At 47.8% G+C, this 21,275-nt stretch carries 23 protein-coding genes, 1 pseudogene and 1 riboswitch; all 24 genes and pseudogenes read right to left on the reverse strand.

Features of this window, described 5'->3' with window-relative positions:
- Window positions 1–156: 156 nt before the first annotated feature.
- Window positions 157–430 (reverse strand): annotated as a pseudogene (locus AOT13_RS21485) (ISNCY family transposase); the annotation flags it as partial.
- A gap of 9 nt (window positions 431–439) precedes the next feature.
- On the reverse strand, window positions 440–1,252 hold the full coding sequence (locus AOT13_RS15860) for a histidinol-phosphatase (protein ID WP_003249489.1): 813 nt from the start codon (window positions 1,250–1,252) through the stop codon (window positions 440–442).
- 252 nt (window positions 1,253–1,504) lie between these two features.
- Entirely contained in the window at window positions 1,505–2,656 is a 1,152-nt protein-coding gene (locus AOT13_RS15865) for a hypothetical protein (protein WP_042384076.1), read from the reverse strand.
- Window positions 2,634–3,182 (reverse strand): RNA polymerase sigma factor SigX, encoded by a 549-nt coding sequence (gene sigX, locus AOT13_RS15870; RefSeq protein WP_003249485.1) that lies wholly within the window; start codon window positions 3,180–3,182, stop codon window positions 2,634–2,636. The genes AOT13_RS15865 and sigX overlap by 23 nt, the downstream gene beginning before the upstream one ends.
- Window positions 3,183–3,314: 132 nt before the next feature.
- Window positions 3,315–4,031, reverse strand: coding sequence for an AIR synthase related protein (locus tag AOT13_RS15875; protein ID WP_013400484.1), 717 nt, complete (start codon window positions 4,029–4,031; stop codon window positions 3,315–3,317).
- Between the two features lie 22 nt (window positions 4,032–4,053).
- Entirely contained in the window at window positions 4,054–4,629 is a 576-nt protein-coding gene (locus AOT13_RS15880) for a cob(I)yrinic acid a,c-diamide adenosyltransferase (RefSeq protein WP_003249481.1), read from the reverse strand.
- Between the two features lie 13 nt (window positions 4,630–4,642).
- Window positions 4,643–4,927, reverse strand: a complete 285-nt coding sequence (locus AOT13_RS15885) for a bifunctional adenosylcobinamide kinase/adenosylcobinamide-phosphate guanylyltransferase (protein ID WP_173662683.1) — start codon at window positions 4,925–4,927, stop codon at window positions 4,643–4,645.
- A 2-nt stretch (window positions 4,928–4,929) separates the two neighbouring features.
- Window positions 4,930–5,646 (reverse strand): histidine phosphatase family protein, encoded by a 717-nt coding sequence (locus AOT13_RS15890; protein ID WP_173662718.1) that lies wholly within the window; start codon window positions 5,644–5,646, stop codon window positions 4,930–4,932.
- The gene (gene cobS / locus AOT13_RS15895; RefSeq protein WP_003249471.1) at window positions 5,619–6,392 is read right to left on the reverse strand and encodes an adenosylcobinamide-GDP ribazoletransferase; all 774 of its coding nucleotides are present in this window, start codon (window positions 6,390–6,392) and stop codon (window positions 5,619–5,621) included. The genes AOT13_RS15890 and cobS overlap by 28 nt, the downstream gene beginning before the upstream one ends.
- Window positions 6,389–6,949, reverse strand: a complete 561-nt coding sequence (locus AOT13_RS15900; protein ID WP_042384081.1) for a bifunctional adenosylcobinamide kinase/adenosylcobinamide-phosphate guanylyltransferase — start codon at window positions 6,947–6,949, stop codon at window positions 6,389–6,391. The genes cobS and AOT13_RS15900 overlap by 4 nt, the downstream gene beginning before the upstream one ends.
- On the reverse strand, window positions 6,946–8,016 hold the full coding sequence (gene cobD, locus AOT13_RS15905; protein WP_042384083.1) for a threonine-phosphate decarboxylase CobD: 1,071 nt from the start codon (window positions 8,014–8,016) through the stop codon (window positions 6,946–6,948). The genes AOT13_RS15900 and cobD overlap by 4 nt, the downstream gene beginning before the upstream one ends.
- Window positions 7,931–8,944 (reverse strand): adenosylcobinamide-phosphate synthase CbiB, encoded by a 1,014-nt coding sequence (gene cbiB, locus AOT13_RS15910; RefSeq protein WP_042384086.1) that lies wholly within the window; start codon window positions 8,942–8,944, stop codon window positions 7,931–7,933. The genes cobD and cbiB overlap by 86 nt, the downstream gene beginning before the upstream one ends.
- Window positions 8,941–10,425 (reverse strand): adenosylcobinamide amidohydrolase, encoded by a 1,485-nt coding sequence (locus tag AOT13_RS15915; RefSeq protein WP_042384088.1) that lies wholly within the window; start codon window positions 10,423–10,425, stop codon window positions 8,941–8,943. The genes cbiB and AOT13_RS15915 overlap by 4 nt, the downstream gene beginning before the upstream one ends.
- Complete coding sequence (locus AOT13_RS15920) at window positions 10,425–11,477, reverse strand: FecCD family ABC transporter permease (protein ID WP_013876696.1); 1,053 nt, start codon at window positions 11,475–11,477, stop codon at window positions 10,425–10,427. The genes AOT13_RS15915 and AOT13_RS15920 overlap by 1 nt, the downstream gene beginning before the upstream one ends.
- Window positions 11,443–12,399, reverse strand: a complete 957-nt coding sequence (locus AOT13_RS15925) for an ABC transporter substrate-binding protein (protein WP_042384090.1) — start codon at window positions 12,397–12,399, stop codon at window positions 11,443–11,445. Before AOT13_RS15925 ends, AOT13_RS15920 begins: the two co-directional genes overlap by 35 nt.
- A 137-nt stretch (window positions 12,400–12,536) precedes the next feature.
- Window positions 12,537–12,752: riboswitch (cobalamin riboswitch) on the reverse strand.
- A 19-nt stretch (window positions 12,753–12,771) separates the two neighbouring features.
- Window positions 12,772–13,005 (reverse strand): YvbH-like oligomerization domain-containing protein, encoded by a 234-nt coding sequence (locus tag AOT13_RS21490; protein ID WP_042384094.1) that lies wholly within the window; start codon window positions 13,003–13,005, stop codon window positions 12,772–12,774.
- Between the two features lie 262 nt (window positions 13,006–13,267).
- On the reverse strand, window positions 13,268–14,185 hold the full coding sequence (locus tag AOT13_RS15940; RefSeq protein WP_042384096.1) for a DUF7916 family protein: 918 nt from the start codon (window positions 14,183–14,185) through the stop codon (window positions 13,268–13,270).
- A gap of 97 nt (window positions 14,186–14,282) precedes the next feature.
- Window positions 14,283–15,650 carry an N-acetylglucosamine-specific PTS transporter subunit IIBC gene (nagE, locus tag AOT13_RS15945; protein ID WP_042384098.1) on the reverse strand — a complete coding sequence of 456 codons (1,368 nt, stop codon included), beginning with the start codon at window positions 15,648–15,650 and terminating at the stop codon, window positions 14,283–14,285.
- A 20-nt stretch (window positions 15,651–15,670) separates the two neighbouring features.
- The gene (locus tag AOT13_RS15950; RefSeq protein WP_003249453.1) at window positions 15,671–16,399 is read right to left on the reverse strand and encodes a GntR family transcriptional regulator; all 729 of its coding nucleotides are present in this window, start codon (window positions 16,397–16,399) and stop codon (window positions 15,671–15,673) included.
- Window positions 16,396–17,151 (reverse strand): glucosamine-6-phosphate deaminase, encoded by a 756-nt coding sequence (nagB, locus tag AOT13_RS15955; RefSeq protein WP_042384101.1) that lies wholly within the window; start codon window positions 17,149–17,151, stop codon window positions 16,396–16,398. The genes AOT13_RS15950 and nagB overlap by 4 nt, the downstream gene beginning before the upstream one ends.
- Before the next feature lie 19 nt (window positions 17,152–17,170).
- Entirely contained in the window at window positions 17,171–18,343 is a 1,173-nt protein-coding gene (gene nagA, locus AOT13_RS15960) for an N-acetylglucosamine-6-phosphate deacetylase (RefSeq protein WP_042384103.1), read from the reverse strand.
- 70 nt (window positions 18,344–18,413) lie between these two features.
- Entirely contained in the window at window positions 18,414–18,686 is a 273-nt protein-coding gene (locus tag AOT13_RS15965) for a hypothetical protein (RefSeq protein WP_042384106.1), read from the reverse strand.
- A gap of 39 nt (window positions 18,687–18,725) precedes the next feature.
- Window positions 18,726–20,513: an ATP-binding protein gene (locus AOT13_RS15970; RefSeq protein ID WP_013876690.1), complete on the reverse strand. Its 1,788-nt coding sequence runs from the start codon at window positions 20,511–20,513 to the stop codon at window positions 18,726–18,728.
- On the reverse strand, window positions 20,513–21,229 hold the full coding sequence (locus tag AOT13_RS15975) for a response regulator transcription factor (RefSeq protein ID WP_003249446.1): 717 nt from the start codon (window positions 21,227–21,229) through the stop codon (window positions 20,513–20,515). Before AOT13_RS15975 ends, AOT13_RS15970 begins: the two co-directional genes overlap by 1 nt.
- Between the last annotated feature and the right edge of the window lie 46 nt (window positions 21,230–21,275).

The raw sequence follows: 21,275 nt of genomic DNA on the forward strand, positions 1-21,275 counted from the left end.
TTTGGAATGTTTTTCACATTGACATCCTCCCAATACATAAAAAAAGCCCCTCTCCTATGAGAAGGACCTTTCTGCCTCATCAGATGCCTGCTTTTCTTGTTATCTACTAGTAGCGACATAACTAATTACTTTTTTCAAGTGGATGATGTCGCAAAACTAGAGCAAAAACCCAAAGTGATGCATAAGAAACAGCATAACACCATACCGACGAAATCCATACCATTGCGGCTGTTCCGTTTCATTGCTCTTTAGCTCGTTAAATAACCCGTTCCATCCCGCGGCGAAGCCCAAACAGCCATAGCTGCTAAAAGACAGCCATGGGCATCTTTCCGTTCCTCGCTACCGCGGCAGTTGATGGGAGAAATCCATAGGATTCCCGCTTGTTCAGCTGTTGCCGGACCTTTTCACTGCCATATGCGGCATCGCCTATTGCACATTTTCATCCAAGCGGAACTGCTTTTCTTTCGCCTTTTTCAAATGTCATGATCTCCGTGTAACCGACGCTTTTCGCTAGCGCAACCGCTTTGTCATAATCCGCTCCAACATGTTCAGGAACGTGCGCGTCGGAGGAAAGGACAATTGGAATCCCTTTATCATAGCACATTTGCAATAACCGTTTATCCGGGTAAAGCTCGCCAACCGGTTTGCGCAATCCGGCGGTGCTAATTTCCACACACGTTTTTGAATTGGCAAGCGCTGTTGTGGCGCGGTCATATTGCTCTAATAAAAATTCTTCATCCTCTGGAACATATTTAAAAATTTTGACTAGATCGATATGGCCGATAATATCAAATAAGTTCGATTCGGCTAAGGTGACGACTTGGTCAAAATATTTGCGGTATGTATCATATAAATCACGGCGCTCCCATTCTTTCCGATATTCCGCCAAATCAATGCCGAAATCATCCACCCAGTGAATGGAGCCAATCACATAATCAAAATCGTATGACTGAATAAATTCCGCCATCTCTTTATGTTTTCCCGGCGTGTAATCCATTTCGATGGACATTTTCACATCAATTCCGGCATCCCACGCTTCATGGAAAAGCTGGACATAATCTGCCATGTCATAATAGCGGCGTTCGTCCACCCATGGATTCGACAAAATATTTTTCGTTTGGTAAAAATGATAGGCATGTTCGGAGATGCCGAAATGTTGAATTCCTTTGCGCGCCGCTTCATCGGTAAATTTGCGCAAATAGTCGAGCGTCAGCGTTCCGCGCTCCAAATGATTATGATAGTCTGTTAACAACGATGATCGCCTCCCACTATTTTCTATCATTATATCGCACGAAAATGGGAGAGGACAACAACTTTCACGAATTTTCGCAACATCACCCGGTCAACCCGATCATAAATAACAGCCGGATGCAGACAGCCATCCCTGCCACCACCAGCAAACGTCTCATCACATCGCCCATCTTCATTCATCCTCCTTGTTGTTCTTCCGACATATATGTATTATGTCAAAAAAGAAGCAAATAGAACTTCATTTTTGCCGCGCTTATCTTGCCGGCGAAGTTGCCACAATCGGGTTCGGGCCGACGGGCACAGCAATTTTCTTGCCAAATATATATGGACCGATCCGTTTGACATTCCCGCCCATCAGCGTCACGGAACGAAAGCCAAACTCTTTAGCGGTAAGCAAAATCGCCTCAACCATCCAGCATGTCAATGGAGAGACGTCAAGCTGCGAATCTAGGGCAAAGCGAATAGCGACGTTATCTTGCTGCACATCCACTTTCTCAATATGGACCCCTTTCGGAATCGCTGAACGCATCGATGCATCCACATCTTTTTTCATTTGTGTTAACGCCTCGAAAAACGTCTGAAAACGCTGCGGCGACGGAACAAGAAATACCGGGTGCGACGGACTTTGCTGATATAAATAATACGCCCGTTTCTTATCGGAAAGTTTCAGCGTTCTGACATAACCGCTGCGGCTTAGCTCCACTCCTTCCTTATTTTCAGTGAAAAAGCGAATTTTCTTCCCACCCATCCAACGCACCGTTTCTTCAATGCTTGATAAAAACATCGTTTCGCTCGTCAACCCTTCGGAAAACACCGGATGTTGTTTGGATACGCGAACCGTCCAGACTTGCTTGTTATCACGAGAAGGCTCCATCGTCACCCCATTGAGCAAACGCTTCGAAACTCCCCATATTTGTTCATCAATTTTCGTTTTCGCCGTCTCAAGCTGCTGTTTTACCGATTCATACTTTCTCACCGGGACGCTAAGCGGAATAACCACTTGTGACTGGGCATCAGGCAACCCAACTACCACAATGTTTTGTCCGTTCAATGCTTCTTCTGTCACAATGCGCGATGGAATGTCATCGTATTCATTTACAGACAAAAGCGGTCGGCTCTCACCGGAATGCTCTTCGGCCTGTAACGTGATAATAGGTTTATCCGCTTTTTCCGCTTTTTCTTCCTGCCCTCTTTTCATCGGAAAGTCTGGCACGCTAAGAGCAACAACGAGCATGGCGGCAATGACCGAGGCGAGCGATGGAAGAAACCACGCTTTCAATCGTGCTATTTTTCTTGCTTTCACCAACTGTCGGTACACTTCTTCTTTCGAACGATGATCCTTTATCATCGGCAATTGTTGCAACGCATGCTGGATGCATTCATCATTCCATGGAAATTTTTTCACGTTGTTTTCCTCCTTTCGCTGCTTCTTCCTCCATGTACCTTTTTAACACTTTTAATGCACGGTGTTGCGTCGTTTTTACTTTGCTTTCCGTCCATCCTAACGTTTCTGCCGTTTCCGTTATCGATAAACAATGAATAAAACGCAGTATAATCACAAGCTGCTGATCAACGGTGCAACGTTCTAAACAGCGGTACATCAGCTGAATTTCTTCTTTTTGAATCGCAATTTCCTCGGGGAGCGGTTGAATATCGCAAAGTTGGGCGTCATTCCAATCAAACTTTTCCGATATTTTCCGCCGCCAACTTTTTTGTTTGCGAAAAAAATCGATGGCCACATGCCGCGCAATGGATAACAGCCATGTTTTTTCACTGCTTTTCCCGTTAAACCGCTTATACGAACGCAATACTTTTATATATACTTCCTGAACGAGATCTTCCGCCTGTTCTCGATTTCGCACCATATAAAATAAAAAATTAAAAATGTCATCATGATATTTTTCGTACAACTCCTCAAAGACGGAGTCCATCCTTTCTCCTCCCCATTCTACTTACATCTGTCGATTTGACAAATCATTTTGTCACAACTATCATAAAGTTTTTTAACGAAAAAAGGAAGAATATTTACGGAATATTCTTCCTTTTCGCGCCTCCATATGAATCTATAAGTGCAATTCGAGCGGAAAAAATAAATCTTTTGCGGTCTTTTTCACTTCTTCTTCCATACGATAATCGTAACTGATTAATAGAGAAGTAGCTGGGCCTGATGAGGCGAAGAGCGGCAGCGCGCAGGAGCACGATGAAGCGGAAAGGCCGTTAGCATGAAGCAGCTGCTGCAGTTCGTAATAAATTCCTTTCGAACCAACCGGCACAAGCTCATAAATGCCAGTTTGTCTTAACAGCTCCCGAAATAAAGAAAGAGAAAGGATTCGCTCTTTGCGCTTTAATACTTCATCGCCGACAAGCGGCTCCCCAATCACGGCAAATTTGGCATCCGGCGGGGTGATCCCGATCCGTTTCCGCTCTGCTTGTATCATACCGACAACCGTTATGCCAATGGCGGACTGCAATGTCGGAAAGTTGGACTCACTGCTTCCGATAATCGGAACATCGATGCGCAATTCCTCACACGTCTGGCGAATGCCGTTGCAAAGTGTTTCCCATGCTTCGTCATCCACGAAATTTTGCAGCACCACTGCGTGCGGCTTCGCTCCAACGCTCAATACTTCCATAAACGCAACGCGCGCAGCAAAATATGCCACGACATCATACGGAGCGCTTACGGCATCCATCTCTTTCTCCCCAATTGCCGCTGAGCTATCCGCTGCCACCACTAATTCCGTATCATCATATAGCGGCAAAAACAGCACATCACGCATATGTCATCTTCTCCAATTTGCTTTATTTTTTGTCATCCTTGTCGCGAAACACGATCGCGCTCCGTTCATATTCGACATCTTTTACTCCTAAACGCGTGTTAATGACGCGGGCGGCAGCAAAAAAGTAATCAGACAAACGATTCACGTATTGTAGCACAATTTCGTTTATCGGTTCCGCTTTGCTTAATGAAACGATGCATCGTTCCGCTCTTCTTGTTACCGTGCGGGCAACATGAAGCGCCGCTGCAGCCGGAGAGCCGCCGGGCAAAATAAATTTTTCCAGCGGCGGCGCTTCTTTAACATATTCATCGATGCGCGTTTCCAAAAACGCCACCATCTCCGCTGTTACTTTGTACGGAAGTTTTCCATTCACAATCGCCAAATCGCCGCCGCAGTCAAATAATTCATGTTGGATTTTTTGCAATTCAGCGCAAATATCCGGAAACTTTTCCTTATCTAACAGCGCCAGCGCCTGCCCGACAAACGAATTCGCTTCATCAAGCGTGCCATACGCCTCCACGCGCAGATGGTCTTTATCGACACGGCCGCCGATTAAGCTCGTTTTCCCTTTGTCGCCTGTTCGCGTATATAGTCTCATATCATCTTCCCCCTTATTTCATTCGTTCTGCTAATCCGCACCAAACGCGGTCAACGCGGTCGCAAAGCTGCGCCAACTGCTGGTAGCACCAGCCGGTTACATCGCGCCATAATCGTTCCTCTTTTTCCACCGGAACAATCCCTTGCGTAATATCAGAGCCAATCCACACAACCGTTCGGCTGGCACCTTGTTGTTCCCATTCATGCCATATTCGAAACATGCGCTTCCAATGCGCTACATCGGGAATGCGGCGAATCGCCGCTTCCAATCCTTCGAACACGACAATTCGTTCGCGCATATTCACATCCGGCTCGCCATATTCCCGCTCATATCCGTTACACCAAACAACATCTTTCCGTTCTTCAACTCGGTAGTAAGCGCGCGCCCATTTTCGCTTTCCTTGAAAAGCACCTCCGACAATGAAATGCATCGTTTTTTCTCCTTCCACCTCTCGTGCGTTGATTGCAAGGTAAATCCGCCGCCAAACGGCACGGTCCATTCCCAAAACGGCCGCTCTTGCGGAGCATAGCGCTCCAATATGCAGCGAATCGGGCCGCCATGCGTGACGACAGCGACATGCTCGGCATTTGCTTGCTCAGCCAGCAGCACCGTTTGTTCAAGCGCTTCTTCCACCCGCTGGCAAAAAGCTTGGTAGCTTTCTCCGTTTGGCGGCGCCACCGCCAGCGGCGAACTCAGCCATTGCCGGTATTCTTTTATTTCTTTCAACTCTAAAAACGTTTTTCCTTCCCAATCGCCAAAATGCATTTCCCGCCACTGCGCCATTTCGTATTTGCCACCGCCATAGTTTCTAAATAAAAGCTCGCGCGTCTGCTTACAGCGGAGCAAATCGCTCGACACCAGCAAATCGACAGGCTTAAACAGCGACAAGTCTGCTTGGAGAAGCCGCGTTTTTTCCTGTTCGGCAAGCGGCACATCCGTATGCCCGATGTATCGCCTTGCTTGATTTTCCGGCGTCATCCCGTGACGGATTAGCGTAATAGCCAAACTATCAGCCATAGCCACGTCTCCGCCCCCTCAACAAACGCCCCAAGTGTATCGCCAGTAATGCCACCAAATTGTTTTTCAAAAAATAAACGCGCGACGAAAGCAGCCCCCATCGTTCCGCACATGAGCAAAACGATCGTTTTGAAAGCAGAAACGGCTGCGATGCATACACACGCAAGCAGGCAGCCGCCGATCGCAGCCGCCACATGCGCGTCATGGCGATCGATATGTTTCCGAAAAGCCGCGGCCATGCCGGTTTGCTTCGCGGGTTTTCCATAAATAAGCAGCCATGTCATCGCAGTTCTTGAAAGCAGTGGAATGGCAACAATAAGAAACACGTCAAGATGGGAACATATTGTTTCAAACATGAATAAAAAGCGAAACGAAAGCAAGCATAAAACGGATAATACCGCAAACGCTCCGACGCGCGAATCGCTCATAATTTCTTGGCGGCGCTCTATATTCCGATACGAAAAAAACGCGTCGCTTACGTCCATCCAACCATCGGCGTGCAATCCGCCCGCCAGCCAAACAGATAGCCACAGGAGAGAAAGCGCAAGAAACAACGGCGAAACGGAAGAAAAGGAGGAAAACATGAAATATGCCAACGCTTCGGCGCCGCCAATCAGCGCTCCGACAAGCGGAAACGTGCGGACAGACCAGCGCGCTGTCGCATCGTTCCAATCGATCTGCTTCCAAATTGGGATCACCGTCAAAAATTGTACAGATAATAAAAATCCGCTCCAAACCGTTTTCATAAACATGATTCTCCTTTTTTGACAACGGCGATGCCGTTTTGTGCTAAAATGGCCACTTGGGCGCTGGAGACAATTTGTTGGTGAAGCCAGCCGAGCGTTTTCATAAAATGGTATGTCCCTAAATCATCCGGCACCCCTCCCGAAAACAATTCATTGGAGACAACAATCAGCGCTCTGCTCGCGTTTTCTAATTGCTGCAGCGTCTCCCACATTTTTCTTGCCTTATCAAAACAAACCGTTTCCTTTTGCCAGCTTTCATCAACAAACAATTCATTGGCAAGCCAGTTCGTTACACAATCAAGCAAGATGACATCGTTTTTCGTGAAAACAGAAATGAGCTTGTCCAGCTGCACCGGCTGCTCCCATGTCACCCATTTCACCGCTTGTTTCTGGCGCTGTTTTCGGTGATGAGCAATCCGCTGTTTCATTTCGTCATCAGGCGCCCGTGCTGTTGCGATATAATGTAAAGCACTTTCCGGCGCTGCCAGCTTTTGCACATAAGTTTCCGCAATCCGGCTTTTCCCGCTCCGGACGCCGCCGCTAATAAACACGATCATTGCGCCCACCGCCTTAGCGCTTGCAGCAATTGATCGTTTTCTTCCTTCGTCTTCACCGCTAAACGCAAATACTTGCCGTCAAGGCCGCGGAAATTCATCGTATGGCGCGGCACCATTCCTTCCCGTAATAAATGATAAAACAGCGCTTCCGTGGAGCGGTTTGGCAGCCGCAATAAGTAAAAATTGACGACAGACGGCGAAACGTAGTACCCATAGCCCCGCAAAATTTCCGCTATCCGCTCTCGTTCGGCGGCAATCATCCGTTTCGTTTGCGCGACAAACTCGTCCATCGGCAAAAAATGCAACGCCAGCTGCTGGGCTACCTTGCTAACGCTCCATGGCGGCTGCAACGCTTTTGCTTGCGCGATGATCTCCTCATTGGCGACCATATAGCCGATGCGCGCCCCAGCCAAATGGTGGATTTTCGTTAATGACCGCAACACAATCAGATGGGAAAAACGGCCGATCCACTGCAATGCAGTAAATCCATCCGCCCAAAAATGGTAAAACGCCTCATCGATGATGACAAATGTTTTCGCCTTTTCCGCCGCCATAAGCAATTCATACAATTCTTCTTCGGCCATTACCGTTCCAGTTGGATTGTTTGGATGGCATAAAAAGAAAGCGTCAACATCTTTTAATAACATCGTCAACTCGCTTAATTCATATTTCCAGCTTTTCTCTTCATTCGTGACAAGCGAAACGATCTTGCAGCCGTGCGCTTCACAAGCACGGCGATATTCCGAAAACGCCGGTTCTGCGATGCCGATCCGCTTTTGTGAAAATAATTGCCCTAACAAATAAATGCATTCCGAAGCACCGTTGGTCATTAAGATGCACCCGGGGGAAATTCCTTCAGCGCGCGCCAAGAAATCGACTAACGGCACGGCGTCCGGGTCCGGATATTCCATCGCCCAGCGGCGAAAATCGGCTTGTGTCGGCCAAAGCGACAGCGGCAGTACATATGGATTGGTGTTGACACTAAAATCGACGTATGTCGCCGGAAGCGGAAGCCCAAGCTGCTGATACAATTGCCGAGGGTTTGCCCCATGCGCTGGCCAATTCAATTATCATCCCCCCTATGAAAAGCAATAGCGCAAACGATAAAACCGTCACAATCATAATCCGCACCGCTTGGCGAATATGCTCTTTGTTCAACGGAACGAGCGGATCGCCGATCGCCGGCCGGCGGGAAACGACTCCTTTATACGTATTCGTTCCGCCAAGCTGCACGCCAAGAAGCGCAGCCATCGCCGCCTCCGGCCATCCGCTGTTTGGGCTTGGGTGCTTGCTGGCATCGCGAAACAGCACGTGAAAGCAATGGCGCATTTGCCTGCCGCCATAAACCAATATCATCACCATCGCTGTCAAGCGAGCCGGCACATAATTGACAACATCGTCCAAGCGGGCGGACGCCCAGCCAAATTCGCGATACGTATCATTTTTATAACCAAGCATGGAATCGCACGTGTTCACCGCCCGGTAAAAAAGCGCCAATGGCGCGCCGCCGATGAAAGCGTAAAACAGCGGCGCGGTAATGCCATCGCTCGTATTTTCCGCCACCGTTTCCACACAGGCGCGCACGATTTCCGGTTCGCCCAGATTTTCGGTATCCCTGCCGACAATCATGCTTAATTCACGCCGCGCCTTTTCCATGTCTCCCTGTTCCAAAGGGATAAGCACATTCCAGGCAGCTTCCTGCAAACTTTTCGTGGCGATCGCCGTAAAAATAAGGACTGCTTCGACGAGCACGCCAAACAGCAATGAAAGCGAATAACTGATAGATACAACAAAAAATGCCAGGCTGTAAGCGATCCCCGTTACCGCCACGGCGGCGGCAATGCCTTTTGCGCGCCGATGTTTTCCTTGATTCAGTCTTCGATCTAAAAAGGCTATCAACGATCCGAGCGCGCGCACAGGGTGCGGGAGCCAACGAGGATCGCCAATCAGCGCATCAAGCAGCAATGCCAGCGCAATCGCAAAAAGATGGCTCATGATGATTTCCTCCGCTGCTGATAGCGGCGCAACGCTTCTCTTGTCGCCTCATAAACGGTGCGCCCTATCGCTTTCCCGATCGGTGTGATCGTTCCAGCATATGGAAAAATCTCCCCCGTTTGCGTTGCGGCAATCGCGATGCAATCCGTCGATGTTCCTGTTGCATAGCTGTTTGTCTCCGGATCGGTAATTTTTTCATCGTATAGCGCTTTTGTTTTCGCTTCCGTCGCCGTCATTACTGCTTGCACATAAGCTGCCTCTGTTAAATTCCCGTCAATGAAGACGATAATGTTGATCGTGCCAATTTTTTGATCGAGCCGCGCCCGTTTCCTCGCTTGTGCGGCATCGACGGCGTTTCCTACCCCAGCGGTGACGACGGTCCAGACGGAAAACGCGCCATGATTTTCATACGTGCAGACAGCATCTTCGACCGAAACCGCGGTCATCATTCCAATCGTTTGCTGGACGGGAAAGCCGCGGCGCCGCAAATAATGTTTCATCTCTGTTTTCGCATCTTCGCAATCATAATCTTTAGAAACTTGGCGATTGACAAAATGGGTCGCCCATTGAAATCCCGATCCGACAAGCGCCGATGATAGCACTTTCAGCGGCGAGGACGCGCTGATGGCGATGCAGTCCTCCAATGTTGCCCACATAAACCGTTCGCGCAGCTCGCCGCGTTGCAAGCGAGGAAACTCCCATTCGCGCAAAAACGCCATGAGCGGTTTGGAGACAGTTGGATGCGCTTGCCTGCTTACCGGCGCATGGAATACAGAATTTAACAGATCACGCTCCATCAATTCCTCTGGTGCCCCTTGCGCGACTACCTCGCCGCTTTTTAGCATTAAAATCCTGTCGCAATATAAGCTCGCCATGTTGATATCATGAAAAATCGCGACAACGGTGAGCGTTCTTTCTTTTGCCCATCGGACAAGCTGGTCCAATAGCTTGATTTGCTGGGTAATGTCCATATGATTCGTCGGTTCATCCAGCAGCAAAAGCCGGGGCTGCTGTGCAAGCGCCCTCGCTAAATAAACGCGCTGCCGTTCTCCCCCGCTCAAACGGTCAATTCCTTCTTCTGCCTTTTCCGTCAGCCCGACTTCTTCAATTGCCGTTTTCACCGCTTGCTCATCTTCCGCCGTCCATGCTGGAAACAGTCCGCTTTGATGGGCGTATCGTCCAAGTTCCACCGTTTCTTTCACCGTATATCCGAACGCTGTATCCATTGTTTGCGGAAGCACTGCGGCAAAGCGCGCCCATTCTTTTTGCGAAAAAGCGTGCAGCGGCCGGCCGTTCACCGCGATGCTCCCGCTTTGTAGCGGCAGCTCTTTGCTTAACAGCTTCAATAATGTCGTTTTCCCGCTTCCGTTCGGCCCTAAAATCCCAAATATTTCTCCTTTCTCTACGGCAAACGTCACATCATGAAGAACCTGTTTGCGATGATAGCGGTAAGACACGTTGTTCACTTCAAGCACATTCATCACGTCTTTCTTCTCATTCTTCGGAAAAATAACAATGCAAATAAAGGAGCGCCAATCAATGACGTTATCACGCCGATTGGCAATTCTCGCGGCGAAATAATCGTTCGTGCCAATAAATCGGTAAGAACGAGAAACGCGCCGCCGTACAATAAGGAAAGCGGCAAAAGGAGACGATGGTTCGGGCCGCAAACGAGGCGAACCATGTGGGGAACGACCAATCCGACAAAACCGATCGTCCCCGAAACGGACACCGCCGCGCCGGTCAGCAGCGAAGCGCCCGTTAAAACGATCACTTTCCGCTTCGCCACATCGACCCCGATGTGCATGGCGGCCGACTCTCCAAAAGCGAAGGCGTTCAATTCGCGCGCATTGAAAAGCAGCAGCATTACTCCAACGAGAAAAAACGGAAGCATCATCATCGTATATTTCCAGCCGCGCATCGCTACGCTTCCCATTAGCCATGTGACAATTTGCCGCAATTCTTCTCCGGTCAGCGCGATCATTAAGGAAATAAGCGCGCTGAAAAACGCCCCAAACATAATGCCAACCAAAATGATCGTTTCTACAGACATTTTCCGTTCCACCGCCCGCGTAAACAAAAGAACAAGAACAAGTGTTGCGAGGCCGAATAGAATGCTGACAATGGGAAGGGTAAATGTGCCAAATAGCGGCAATTGAATGTTGCAAAAAATGACAAAAACCGCGCCGACAGAAGCGCCTGACGACACGCCGAGCGTATACGGGTCAGCAAGCGCGTTTTTCAATAATCCTTGAAACGCTGCTCCCGCAACCGCGAGCGAAGCGCCGACAAAAAACGCCAAAACTACGCGGGGAAGGCGGATCGCCATCACAATTTGCACAAAATCGCTAGGAATATCGTCTGGCAATGTGAAGCCAAACCATTGTGATAAAAAGATCTTTATAATAGCAGAAAAGGGAATCGATAGAGAACCTATCGATATCCCTAACAAGAGCGAAATGATAACAACCGTTATCGCCGCTGCGTACATCAGTATTTCATTTGAAAATATCCGGATAAATTGCTTTTGCAAGTTCCTCTACTCCTTCGATCAAGCGCGGGCCCGGACGGCTTACTAAATCTATATTTACATCATACACCCGTTTGTTTTGCACGGCCGGGACATCTTTCCAAGCGGGACGGTCCAACACTTGCTTCGCTCCGCCGTATGTCGTAATAATGACATCCGGCTTGTATGCGACCGCCTTTTCTTCCGTGACCATCGGCCATCCTTCTAAATCACCGGCAACATTTTTCGCGGAAATCGCTTGAAGCATCTCATCCATAAATGTCCCTTTTCCGGCAGTATAAATTTGTGGCGGCGGCGATACTTCCACCCATACTTTTGCTTGATCGCTCTCTTTTATTTGTTTGGCTTTGTCTTTTATCTCTGCTAATTTGGTTTTCATATTATCTACGATTTCCTGCGCTTTCTCGGCAGTCCCAGTCGCCTTGCCAATCAACCCGATGGAACCGTATACATCCGCAAATGATTTCGCATCATTGACCACCAATACAGTAATGCCTGCATCTTTTAATTGCTGAAGTCCGTCCTTTGAATTATGCGCTCCTGACGCATGAGCAAGCACTAAATCTGGCTTCAGCGAAATAATTTTTTCCACATTAAACTCCATTCCGCCGATTTTTTCCTTCTTTTTCACATCCTCCGGATAGTTGTCAAAATCGCTGACGCCGACGATTTTATCGCCAAGTCCTAACGCATAGGCAATTTCCGTGTTGCTTGGGATTAAAGAAACGATTTTTTGCGGTTCTGACTTAATTGTCACTTCTTCCCCTAATCCATCTTTCACCGTTACCGGAAACGCTGCTTGCTCCGCTTTTGGCTCCTCTTTTTGCGCAGGCTCTTTGCTTGCGTTTTCCCCGCTGCAGCCAAACATGAGGCCAAATACCAGCGCAAATACAAGGAGCATCACATACCGTTTCCATTTTTTCATCTTTTGTTCCCCCTTCCTTATTTGTGTAAAAAATAAAAAAACTCATTCCTACCGCGGAATGAGTGAGAAACGGCAATAAATGAACATACAAAGGCAGCCACCGTTGCCGTTTCCTCATCTCACCCCCCGAAGATAGGAAACAGTAAGCGAACAAGGCAGGTCTACTGACTCATGCTTCATCCTACTCTGAGCCTTCCCATACGGCAAACGGCGCTTGCCATTCCACCGTACAGTGGTCCTCTCATTTCGTCAGCATTTACAGTTGCGGGGACAGTTCTGGATTTTCACCAGATTCCCTATTAAGCCATGAAGAGCGCATCGCTCTGTTCGGCACCTTGCCGCTGCTGTATAAAATTGTCGAACAGTTGACAGTTATAATGTTAATCGAAGAGAAAAAGTTTTGCAATAAGAAAATAAGGCATCGCTTGCAAACAAACACAAAGCCGCCTTATGCCGGGCGGCGATAAGCTTAATGGTTATATAACGCTCAAACACAAACCCAACGTCTTTCACCGTATATTTTGTTTTCGCATCGACAAGCCATTGAAACGCGAGTTCATTTACTGCTTTGAAATCCGCCAAAAAATTATTTGTGTCATTTTTCATGATTATGCTGTTTTTGCAGAAAGCAATTATCGCAAATAATAGTTTCTTGATTGAGGAAAGCAGTGATTTCTACCATTCCTCTATACGATGGGTATCTCATGCGCACATAGATAGGTTCATTTTTTTCGATCGGCTTTCCACAAACAGAACAAGTTGGGGATAAAGAAAACATGCGGTTTTCTCCTTTCGTGTTTCCTTTCTGTTAAAATATACGCAACAAAAGGGCGGCAAGTTTCAGCGCGGAATAAAAAGGTTGGTCATTTTATCGCAGCGGCGATCTCGCCATGCGAATATATGTATGGCGCTTGCCGCGGATGGCGATGGAATATGTCATGATGTTCTCAGGAATCGCGATGCCGTGGTAGCCAGCATCACCGATATGGTACAGGTCAGCGCCGGCCATTTTGCTTGCAAGCGCGATTTGCCGGATGGTACCTTCATCGGCCCCTTCTTGGCTCGTGCCGATCGTAAGCATCACCAACGCCTTATGTTCATGGGCAATCCGAACCAATTGTTCTGTTTTTTCTAATGTTACTCCCGGCACAGTCCCCGGTGCTGGCATAAGAATGATGTCGGCGCCAGCATGAATAAAACGCGCAACCACTTCTTCGGATACAATACTGGCTCCCGTTTCGTTGGCAACCCCTGCTGCGTGCATCTTTCCCGCGATAATCAGGCCTTCTTCCCCAAAAACGGCACGGGCTGTTTCAATCGCGCGGACAATTTCATCATTGGTTACCCCTGTTTTCGGATTTCCGGTCAGGCAGATAAAATCAAAACCTAGGCGTTTTGCTTCTAGCAATGATTCTTCTGTTGCCATTCTTCCTTTTGGAAGAGAAGCAAGTTTTTCAAGCTGTTTCGCATTTGGGTCAACCGGCTCTAAATTGATGCCGACTGGCCGCCCCGTTAACTGCTTCAGCCGCTCCACTATTTGATTCGACTCCTTTGCATCCAATCCATTTACCATTGGCTGGAACACATCAAACATGTTCAATAGTATTAAATCCGCGCCAAACGCCGCCACCAATTCTGCATTCGTCACTTCCGGATAAAGCGGAGCAACAGAACCGATCACTTCCGCGACAATGGTTCTTCCTTCCGCTGCCTGAATTGATTGTTTCAGCTCTTTTCCGTTCATACGGCGAAAATCCGAAGCGCTACAGTCCAGCAACCGCTTCATTTGCCTGTTCCTCCTTCATCTACCGTAATATTTCTATGGAATAGGCGTTCCAGCTCTCTTCTTTCGCTGAAAAAAGCTGGAACGCTTTTCTTTTTGGCTATAGCTTTTTCAGTTCACTGGCGACAAATTCGACATCGGTGCCGACAATGACTTGCACATCCGTTTGATTGAGGCGGATCACGCCTTTTGCGCCAAGCCGTTTCAATTCCTCTTCATTGACTTTGGCAACATCTTTCACTTTTAAGCGCAGGCGTGTAACACAATTGTCAATTTGCGTGAAATTTTCTTTTCCGCCTAATGCTTCCATATATTTTACAGCAAGAGCTTCGTATTTGGCGCCCGCCTTGACTGCATCGCTGCCGGCAAGTTCTCCTTCTTCCTCATCTTCCCGCCCCGGCGTTTTCAAGTCCAGCTTTGTAATAAGGAAATAGAATACAACGAAATAGACAATCGCATAAACGATTCCTTGGATAATTAACAAATAAGGTTTTTGGGCAATTCCAAAGTTTAAGAAGAAGTCAATCGCACCGGCTGAGAACGTAAATCCGTGATGAATGTCAAGCGCCGTTGCGATCGCCAGCGAAAGCCCCGTTAATACGGCGTGCACGACATAAAGCAATGGCGATAAAAACATAAATAAAAACTCAATCGGCTCGGTAATTCCCGTTAAAAAGGCGGTGAGCGCCACGCTGATGAGTGCACCTGATACTGCTTTGCGCCGTTCTTTTTTTGCTGCCGCAATCATTGCGAACGCGGCGGCCGGAAGACCGAACATCATAATTGGGAAAAAGCCCGCCATGAAAATGCCGGCATCTGGATCTCCCGCGAAGAACCGCCATAAATCTCCTGTTTTTCCGTCATACTCGCCAAATATAAACCAGACAAAGTTATTTAATACATGATGCAATCCAAGCGGAATGAGCAATCGGTTTAACAATCCAAAAATGCCAGTTCCAATCGCGCCAGCGCCGACAATCCATTTGCCGACGGCGTTAATCCCATCTTGAATCGGCGGCCATACGTATCCAAAGATAAGCGCCAATATAAGCATGACAAATGAGGTTACAATTGGGACAAACCGCTTGCCGCCAAAAAATCCAAGCCAATCCGGCAATTTGATATTATGGTAGCGGTTATACAGCAGTCCGGCAATCACCCCGGAAATGATTCCGCCTAACACGGACATATTAATATCTTTATCAATGGCAGTAGCCCCTTTTGTTAACACAAAGTAGCCGATCGCGCCGGCAAGCGCCGCCGCTCCGTTTCCATCTTTCGCAAAACCGACAGCAACACCAATCGCAAAAATAATCGGCAAATTAGCAAAAACCGCTTCCCCTGTCGCCGCAATAAATGGAATATCCAATAAATCCGGCTGTCCTAAACGAAGCAACAGTCCCGCTGCCGGCAAAACGGCAATCGGAAGCATAAACGCTTTTCCAAGTCGCTGTAAAAATCCTAACATAAAGAAATTCCTCCTCTTCATTATTTTCCGCGTTCCATCTCAATGGTAAATTTGTAGCGGTCACCACGGTAAACCGATTTGACGACTTCCAACGGCCTGCCGTCGTCCAAATAGCTTCTTCGCTGCAAGAGCAATACAGGCGCTCCTTCTTTTATCTGCAGCAGCTCGGCCTCCATTTTCCGGGCAACAGAGGCTTCTAGCACCTGCACGGCCGAACGAATGGACAAACCGGCGTTTTTTTCGATAAACTCATAGACGGAACCGCTTACAATTTCGCGCGTTAAATTGGGAACAATCGAACATGGAATATAAGACGTTTCCAGCGCCATCGGCAACCCGTCGGCAAGACGAATGCGGCGAATTTCGTAAACATCCGCACCTTCGCGCACATCCAGCAGCTGGGACAGCGCCGTGCTGGCAGGAACAATGAGAAAATCAAGCACTTCTGCCCCAGGTTCCATGCCGCGCGCGCGCATATCCTCTGAAAAACTTGTCAGCCCTTTTAACGGCTGTTCAATTTTTGTTGCGGCAACAAACGTCCCTTTGCCGCGTTTTCTTACTAAATATCCATCGTTTACTAAATTATTGATCGCTTGGCGGACTGTCATTCGGCTGATGTCGTATGTCTCCGCTAGCTCCCGTTCGGACGGTATCATTTCTCCCGGCTGAAGCTGTCCTTTTTCGATCATCTCTTTAATCCCTTGCTCTAATTGATAATAGATAGGAAGCGGGGAATGCTTGTTAATCATGTTCCATACACCTTTCGTGTTTCATCTGGCACAAGCGATAACGCCTCCTGGTCAGCAATTACCGTGACATTTGGATGGGTATGAAGCACCGATGCTGGCACATCTGTCGTCACGGTTTCCTCGAACAGCTTCGCCATTATTGCCGCTTTCGCCGTCCCCGACGCTAACAGCAATATATGGCGGCTTTTCATAATTGTTGCAATTCCCATCGTGATCGCTTGGCGCGGCACCTCTTCTAAAGATGGGAAAAAGCGGGCATTCGCCTGCCGTGTCGATGGAGCCAGCTCAACGACGTGCGTTGGAACGGAAAACGGCGTCCCCGGCTCATTAAAGCCGATATGTCCGTTTCTTCCAATCCCTAAAATTTGCAAATCAATGCCGCCTAAACTTTCAATAAGCTGTTCATAGCGCTGGCATTCCGCTTCCACATCACTGCTCGCTCCGTTTGGAATGTATGTTTGCGAAAGCGGAATATCAATATGGGAAAATAAATATTGGTTCATATAGTAGCGATAGCTGTTTGGATGGTCAGGCGCCAAACCAATATATTCATCCAAATTGACGGTGCGAACGTTCCGATACGATGTTCCGTTTTGCCGGTGGTCTTCAACCAATTGCTTGTATACGCCCATCATGGTCGATCCTGTGGCAAGACCAAGAACAGAATCCGTCTTTTCTTTCACTTGGAAAATGATGATATTAGCCGCTTTTGCGCACATCTCTTCATAGTTTGCTGCTTCGATTAATCTCATCGTCGTCCTTCCCCCCCTTTTATTTTGCATAAGCCAGTTTGCCGCGGCATATTGTCATCACAACATGATGCTGTTCGTCTAATACGACAAGATCAGCGTCTTTGCCGGCGCGGATGCTTCCTTTTCTATCAAAAACGCCTAACTGTTTTGCCGGATTCCAGCTGGCCATGCGTATAACGTCTTCTAGCGCACAGCCGGTAAATGACATGGCGTTTTTCACCGCATCGCCTAATTTTAAGATGCTGCCGGCTAGCGTGCCGTCCCGCAATGTCGCTTTTTCTCCTTGGACAATGACTTCTTGTCCGCCAAGCTCATATACACCAGCGCCGAGGCATTTTGCGCGCATTGCGTCCGTAATTAATATGAGCCCCTCACAGCCTTTCATTTTATATGCAAAGCGGACCATTTCCGGCGCAACATGAATCCCGTCGGCAATTAATTCACATACAACTTCATCGTGCATAAGAACCGCACCGGCAACCCCCGGCTCGCGATGATGGACGCCGCGCATGCCGTTAAACAGGTGGGTCGCATGCTTTATCCCTGCGTCAATCGCTGCCTGTACTTGTTCGTAAACCGCATCGGAATGGCCGATGGAAGCGATCACTCCGGTTTTTTTTAAGTATGCTGTGAGCGCTAACCCATTCTTTTTTTCCGGTGCCAGCGTGACAAGGCGAATAGCTCCGTTCGCGATATTCTGCCACTTTTGGAACAATTCGATATCCGGATCGATAATATTATTTGGATGCTGCGCCCCCGCGCGCTTTTCGGAAATAAACGGCCCTTCCAAATGGATGCCAAGCACCTCCGCTTTCCCGGGAAGATTGCTGTGCTGCATATATTGCGCAACATTTGCAAGAGCGCGGTCAATCTGAGCAACAGGCGCGGTCATCGTTGTCGCCAAAAAACTTGTTGTACCTTCCTTTGGAAGCATTTCTGCCATTGTGTGCAACGCTTCGTTTGTTGCATCCATCACGTCCGCCCCTGCCGCGCCATGAATATGGACATCAATAAACCCCGGTATTACTGTGAAACTAGGGTTAAGCTCCACCACCTCTGCTTCAATGGAAGCCGGGCATGATGACATCGGCCCAACTTCGGCTACTTTATCCCCTTCTGTCAGCACATATCCTTCTTCGATTTTCCCTGTTTCCGCATAAATTGCAGTGTTTTTCAGCAGCCACCGTTTCAATATGTTTCACCCTCTTTCTATATATTATCTTAACATCCTGATATCTAGTTGTCTATACCACTAGACATTTTTACGCAAGAAAAGAGAACTTTTTTCTATTTCCCTTCCGGAATGTTTCCGCTTCACCAATTGGCTGCTCTTTCCTTTGTTCTGCCATCAAGGCAACCGCCATGCGAAAATAACATGCCATATCGTCGCGCCAATAATGGCCGGCATTGGCGCAAACAACACACAAGCATTCAGGATAAGGAGTCATCACCTCTGCCGTATTAGCGATGATACATCCCGAGATGGAAAGCGCAATATACAATGCAAACATGCCGTCGCTTTTTTCATTACGCATGGAAAAAACAGCCCCTTGCTTGTTTCGGCAAGGGGCATTTTACGTTGTTTGCGGGCCGTTTGGCAAATGAAACGTAAATGTCGTTCCTTCATGAAGCTTGCTATGGACGGAAATCGTCCCTTTATGCGCCTCGACGATATTTTTCGCAATCGCAAGGCCTAATCCCGTTCCTGAGCGGCCGCGCGTGCGCGCCTTATCCGCTTTGTAGAAGCGTTCAAACACAAACGGCAAATCTTCTTCAGGAATGCCGGTTCCAGAATCTTGCACATGAATCGTAACACCGCCGCCGTTTTGTTCGGCAATAATCTTGACGGTTCCGTTTTGATCCGTATGGCGAATCGCATTATCAATCAAATTCGTCAATACTTGTTCAATGCGGTCCGGGTCCATCCTAATGCGGATGTCCTCATTGTCAAACTCCGCCGACAAATCAATTTGTTTTTCTTTTGCCAGACCTTGGAATTTGCGAATAATCCGCCCAATATATGGGGCAAGCTGAACAGTTTCGTAATTTAACGTAATGTGCCCTGCTTCCATGCGCGCCAAATCCAATAAGTCGTTGACAAGGCGGCCCATGCGCAGCGATTCGTCATAAATGACTTTCGCCATTTCTTTCTTTTCTTCATCGGTTGCGGCAATATCATCAATAATCGCTTCGCTGTAGCCCTGAAGCATCGCAATCGGCGTGCGCAACTCATGAGAAACGTTGGCGATAAAATCTTTGCGGAGTTTATCCAAGCGGCGTTCCTCCGTCATATCACGCAACACCGCCACCGCACCGCGAACGTTCGTTTTGTCATAAAGCGGCGTCATTAAAATCACCCATGTCCGCCCTTGCAAGGACAATTCGATCGATTGTTCCTTCTCCTCACGGACAACGCGAATAAATAGCTCATTTACTTGCGGAGGCAGCGGCGCGATTATTTCTGCATCGTTTCCTTGTTCGAAATACCATGCTTGCAAAAACCGCTCTGCCGGTGGATTCGTTATTAATATTTCGCCGTCGCGGTTAAAGGTGATGACGCCATCGGCCATGCTGCTTAAAATGCTTGCCAGCTGCTCTTTTTCCTGATTAAGTGCATTGATATTAAACTGCAGCCGTCTGCCCATCTGGTTGAACGCCATCGCCAATTCACCGATTTCATCATGCGTTAAAATCGGCACTTTTGTGTCAAACTTGCCGCGTGCCACTTCAAAAGCCGCTTGCCGCATTTTCCGCAAAGGCGCAGTAATACGGGTCGATAAGAAAAAGGCGAAAAACGTTGTCAACACGATGGCGATAAACGCGGCAAGAAAAATCAATTTTTTCGTTTGCCTTGTCGTATCTTCAATGGCCTGCAACGATTGGTAAATAAATACCCCGCCTTGTTTTCCATTCACCGTTTCCAGCGGCACGCCGACAATAATCACATCACTATATTGTTTGCCGATTTGCACATTCGGCAAATACGCTTTCTTTTTAACGCTTTTCCCTTCCGTGAACACTTTTCGCAAATCTTTGTCTTGTTCAACGAGTGATAGCGGCAAATCGCGTAATTTATCATTTGTCGGCGAATACCAGTAATGCGCGGAATCAGTGATAATGACCGCTTTGGACGTATGGTCGACAAGCGTCCATGCGATCGAGCGCGCCAGCTTTTCATCTTCGTAATCGCGCATGACTTCCGATACTTTTGTCGCAAGCTGCGTCAATTCTTTCTCCGCTTCTTGCACATAATAATTTTCGAAAAATTTTAACAAAAGGACCGTAAGGATAAATAATACGCAAGAAACGAGCAATAATATCGTGAACCACAATTTTCCGACCACACTGCGAAAAAGCCACATCAGTCGTTCACTACCTCAAATTTATAGCCAACTCCCCAAACGGTTACAATCATTTTTGCCGCCGTCGGCGAGACTTTGTTTAACTTTTCGCGCAACCGTTTAATATGAGTGTCCACTGTGCGCAAATCGCCAAAAAATTCGTAATGCCATACTTCTTTTAGCAACTGTTCGCGATCAAATACTTTATCTGGAGATTTTGCCAAAAATAAAAGCAGCTCGTATTCTTTCGGAGTCAAATTCACTTCCTGACCGTCAACGGTGACGCGGTGGGCGTCATTATCAATTGTTAAATGCGGAAAAACGAGCACGTCCTTTGCGGTCGTGTCGGCAAGGACATACATCGTATTTGCTGCGCGCCGCAACAACGCCTTCACGCGCAATACCACTTCGCGCGGGCTAAACGGTTTGACAATATAGTCATCCGTCCCCGCCTCAAAGCCTTGGACACGGTTTGATTCTTCCCCTTTTGCTGTCAGCATAATAATCGGTGTTGCTTTCTTTTCGCGAATTTCTTTGCATACCTCAATGCCGTCCCTCCCTGGCAGCATGAGGTCAAGCAAAATGACGTCATAATCGTTTTCGAGCGCTTTTGTGAGCGCGTCATCGCCGTTATCGGCCTCATCAATGATATAATTTTCGCGCTCCAAATACATTTTCAACAAGCGCCGAATTCGTTCTTCATCATCTACGACTAAAATTTTTACCTGTTTATCCATAAGAACATCCTCCCTTGTTCATTATTGTACAAAAATTAATATCATT

The sequence above is a fragment of the Parageobacillus thermoglucosidasius genome (assembly GCF_001295365.1).
GTDB lineage: Bacteria > Bacillota > Bacilli > Bacillales > Anoxybacillaceae > Parageobacillus > Parageobacillus thermoglucosidasius.

Bases quoted from the DNA above. Each gene is read 5' to 3' on its own strand.
- sigX (WP_003249485.1), bottom strand. From the start codon at position 3,182: ATGGACTCCGTCTTTGAGGAGTTGTACGAAAAATATCATGATGACATT.
- AOT13_RS15875 (WP_013400484.1), bottom strand. From the start codon at position 4,031: ATGCGTGATGTGCTGTTTTTGCCGCTATATGATGATACGGAATTAGTG.
- AOT13_RS15880 (WP_003249481.1), bottom strand. From the start codon at position 4,629: ATGAGACTATATACGCGAACAGGCGACAAAGGGAAAACGAGCTTAATC.
- AOT13_RS15885 (WP_173662683.1), bottom strand. From the start codon at position 4,927: ATGCGCGAACGAATTGTCGTGTTCGAAGGATTGGAAGCGGCGATTCGC.
- AOT13_RS15890 (WP_173662718.1), bottom strand. From the start codon at position 5,646: ATGGCTGATAGTTTGGCTATTACGCTAATCCGTCACGGGATGACGCCG.
- cobS (WP_003249471.1), bottom strand. From the start codon at position 6,392: ATGAAAACGGTTTGGAGCGGATTTTTATTATCTGTACAATTTTTGACG.
- AOT13_RS15900 (WP_042384081.1), bottom strand. From the start codon at position 6,949: ATGATCGTGTTTATTAGCGGCGGCGTCCGGAGCGGGAAAAGCCGGATT.
- cbiB (WP_042384086.1), bottom strand. From the start codon at position 8,944: ATGAGCCATCTTTTTGCGATTGCGCTGGCATTGCTGCTTGATGCGCTG.
- AOT13_RS15915 (WP_042384088.1), bottom strand. From the start codon at position 10,425: ATGAATGTGCTTGAAGTGAACAACGTGTCTTACCGCTATCATCGCAAA.
- AOT13_RS15925 (WP_042384090.1), bottom strand. From the start codon at position 12,399: ATGAAAAAATGGAAACGGTATGTGATGCTCCTTGTATTTGCGCTGGTA.
- AOT13_RS21490 (WP_042384094.1), bottom strand. From the start codon at position 13,005: ATGAAAAATGACACAAATAATTTTTTGGCGGATTTCAAAGCAGTAAAT.
- AOT13_RS15940 (WP_042384096.1), bottom strand. From the start codon at position 14,185: ATGAAGCGGTTGCTGGACTGTAGCGCTTCGGATTTTCGCCGTATGAAC.
- nagE (WP_042384098.1), bottom strand. From the start codon at position 15,650: ATGTTAGGATTTTTACAGCGACTTGGAAAAGCGTTTATGCTTCCGATT.
- AOT13_RS15950 (WP_003249453.1), bottom strand. From the start codon at position 16,399: ATGATTAACAAGCATTCCCCGCTTCCTATCTATTATCAATTAGAGCAA.
- nagB (WP_042384101.1), bottom strand. From the start codon at position 17,151: ATGAGATTAATCGAAGCAGCAAACTATGAAGAGATGTGCGCAAAAGCG.
- AOT13_RS15965 (WP_042384106.1), bottom strand. From the start codon at position 18,686: ATGCGTAATGAAAAAAGCGACGGCATGTTTGCATTGTATATTGCGCTT.
- AOT13_RS15970 (WP_013876690.1), bottom strand. From the start codon at position 20,513: ATGTGGCTTTTTCGCAGTGTGGTCGGAAAATTGTGGTTCACGATATTA.
- AOT13_RS15975 (WP_003249446.1), bottom strand. From the start codon at position 21,229: ATGGATAAACAGGTAAAAATTTTAGTCGTAGATGATGAAGAACGAATT.